This window comes from Mesorhizobium sp. M7A.F.Ca.MR.148.00.0.0 (assembly GCF_003997735.1).
Classification (GTDB): Bacteria; Pseudomonadota; Alphaproteobacteria; order Rhizobiales; family Rhizobiaceae; genus Mesorhizobium.
In genome coordinates this window covers 1-2,738 of sequence record NZ_RZTB01000239.1, presented here as the reverse complement: position 1 = coordinate 2,738, position 2,738 = coordinate 1, and the positions used below count along the sequence as shown (strand labels likewise).

Below are 2,738 nucleotides of genomic sequence, written 5' to 3'. Positions count from 1 at the left end.
CCCCTCATCCGACCTCGCTTCGCGAGGCCACCTTCTCCCACAGGGGGAGAAGGGAGAACCGTCCCCCTCACCTTCTCACCCGCGACTTCAGCCACCGATCAAACGCCACCGCCAGGATCAGGATGAGCCCGATGACGATGCTTTGCGTGTACGACGAGACGTTGTTGAACTGCAGCCCGTTCTGCAGCACGCCGATGAGGGCCGCGCCGACCACCGTGCCGCCGACAGAGCCGATGCCGCCGAACAGCGAGGTGCCGCCGATGACGACGGCCGAAATGACCGTCAGCTCGTAGCCGATACCGGCGACCGCTTCCGAGGAATTCAGCCGCGCCGACAGCACGAAGGCCGCGAGGCCGGCGAAGAAGCCGACGATGACATAGACCGAGACCAGAATACGGTCGACGCGCAGGCCCGACAGCCTTGCCGCCTCGGCATTGCCGCCGACGGCGTAGACAGCGCGCCCGTAGCGCGTGTAGCGCAGCACGATATGGCACAGGATGGCGGCCGCGGCGAAGATCAGCGCCGGCACCGGCACGGGGCCGATCAGCCCGGTTCCGAACCAGCGCATCGAGGCGTCGAAGCCCGAGATCGGGCCGCCGTTGGAGATGGTCAGCGTCAGCCCGCGAAACACCGTCAGCCCGCCAAGCGTGACGACGAAGGGCGGCACTTTCAGCCGGGTGATGACAAGCCCATGCACCCCGCCGGCGGCAGCGCCCACAACGACGGCGGCCAAGAGTGCTGCGAACCAGCCGAATCCTTGCGTGCCGCTCGTCGACAGCGACAGCGTGTTGGCGGAGCCACCCTTGGCGACCACGGCGGCGACCATACCGCAGAAGGCGAGCAGCGAACCGACCGACAGGTCGATGCCGGCGGTGAGGATGACGAAGGTCATGCCGAGCGCGATCAGCCCGGTGATCGAGATCTGCCTTGTGATGTTGAAGAAATTGATCGGGTCCATGAAGCTCGGCTTCAGCACGGTGAAGACGATGATCAGCGCCACCAGGAACAGCAGCGGCCCGAAGCTCATCAAAAGCCGCGCGAAGTTGATGCCGCCGCGCTGATCCTGTTCCCCCGCCACGCTCATAGTGTCTCCTTGCGGTCGAGTGCCATCAGTTCCATCAGTCTTTCCTCGTTTGCCTCGACGCCCGGCATCTGGCCGGTGATGCGGCCCCGGCGCATGGTGACGATGCGGTCCGATACCGCAAGCACCTCGGGCAGCTCGGACGAAATCATCATCACCGCAATGCCGCGCGCCGCAAGCTGCACCAGGATCTGGTGCACCTCTGTCTTGGCGCCGACATCGACGCCGCGCGTCGGCTCGTCGACGATAAGCACTTTCGGATCGCGCGCCAGCCAGCGCGCCAGGATCACCTTCTGCTGGTTGCCGCCCGACAGGCCTTCGATCGCCTGCTCGGCCGAAGCCATGCGGATCGACAGCATCTTGCGAAACCCGGACAGCGCATCGCGCTCGCGCCGCTCGGCCATGAAGCCGAAACCGTTGCTGAAGCTGCCCAGCGAAGCGATGGAGAAATTCGGCAGGATGCCCAGCGCGGCAAAGATCGCCTGGTGCTTACGGTCCTCCGGCAGCAGGCCGATGCCGAGCGCAATGGCGTCCGCGGGTGATGCCGGGGCGATCGGCTTGCCGTCGAGCGTGATGGTGCCGGCCGCGATGCGGTCGGCGCCGAAAATGGCGCGCGCCAGCTCGGTGCGGCCCGAGCCGACAAGCCCGGCAACGCCGAGGATTTCACCGGCCTTGAGGTCGATGTCGACGCCGTCGAGCACGATGGCGTGCGGCGCTTCGGGGTCGCGCACGGTGCGCAGGCCGCGCACCGACAGCACGACATCGCCGGCCACCGCGCGTTGCGCCGGCCGGGCGTAGAGCTCGGACGCCGCGCGGCCAACCATTTTCTCGATGATTTTGGGCAGGGCGATCGGTCCACCCTCACGGTCGAGATGTCCGGCTAGCCGGCCGTCGCGCAGCACCGTCATGCGATCGCATATGGCGGACGCTTCCTCCAGCCGGTGGGTGACGAACATGATGGCGACCTTGTCCTTGCGCAGCCGGTCCATGATCGACAGCAACCGCTGCACCTCGGTCTCGGTCAGCGCCGAGGTCGGCTCGTCCATGATGATCAACCGGCTTTTCAGCGACAGGGCGCGGGCGATCTCGACCAGTTGCTGTTCGGCCACCGACAGCGCCGACACCGGCGTCATCGGATCGATGGAGAGGCCGACGCGAGCGATGATCGTGCGCGACTCTTGCTCCATGCGCCTCCAGCTCACCAGCCCGAACTGGCCGATCGGCGCGCGGCCGATAAAGATATTCTCGGCCACGGTCAGCGTCGGGATCAGGCTCAGTTCCTGGTAGATGGTGACAATGCCGAGCCGCTTGGCATCCTGCGGGCTCGATGGATGATAATCGGCACCGTCGAAAGTGATGCGGCCGCCCGACGGCGGCATGACGCCCGAGAGGATTTTCAAGAGCGTCGACTTGCCGGCCCCGTTTTCGCCGAGCAGGCCGAGGATCTCGCCGGGGCGGATATCGAGCGAGACGTCGCTAAGCGCGGTGACGCCCGAGAAATGCTTGGCGATGCCTTCGACGGCAAGAAGGATGGGTTCGGACGATGCGGCTTCAGCTGGCGACAATGGTTGCTTCCTTGATGCAGGTCATGCCCGCTCCGTCAGCGCTTGAACACCCCCCTCTGTCCTGCCGGACATCTCCCCCGCAAGGGGGGAGA

The 2,738-nt window shown here is 66.1% G+C and carries 2 protein-coding genes; both read right to left on the bottom strand.

Annotated features, from left to right (window positions below; all coding sequences use genetic code 11):
- Positions 1 to 67: 67 nt before the first annotated feature.
- Positions 68 to 1,084 (bottom strand): ABC transporter permease, encoded by a 1,017-nt coding sequence (locus tag EOB49_RS33485; RefSeq protein ID WP_127383462.1) that lies wholly within the window; start codon positions 1,082 to 1,084, stop codon positions 68 to 70.
- Positions 1,081 to 2,646 (bottom strand): sugar ABC transporter ATP-binding protein, encoded by a 1,566-nt coding sequence (locus EOB49_RS33480; RefSeq protein WP_127383461.1) that lies wholly within the window; start codon positions 2,644 to 2,646, stop codon positions 1,081 to 1,083. Before EOB49_RS33480 ends, EOB49_RS33485 begins: the two co-directional genes overlap by 4 nt.
- Between the last annotated feature and the right edge of the window lie 92 nt (positions 2,647 to 2,738).

Coding starts and splice junctions, on each gene's coding strand:
- EOB49_RS33485 (WP_127383462.1), bottom strand. CDS start 1,084: ATGAGCGTGGCGGGGGAACAGGATCAGCGCGGCGGCATCAACTTCGCG.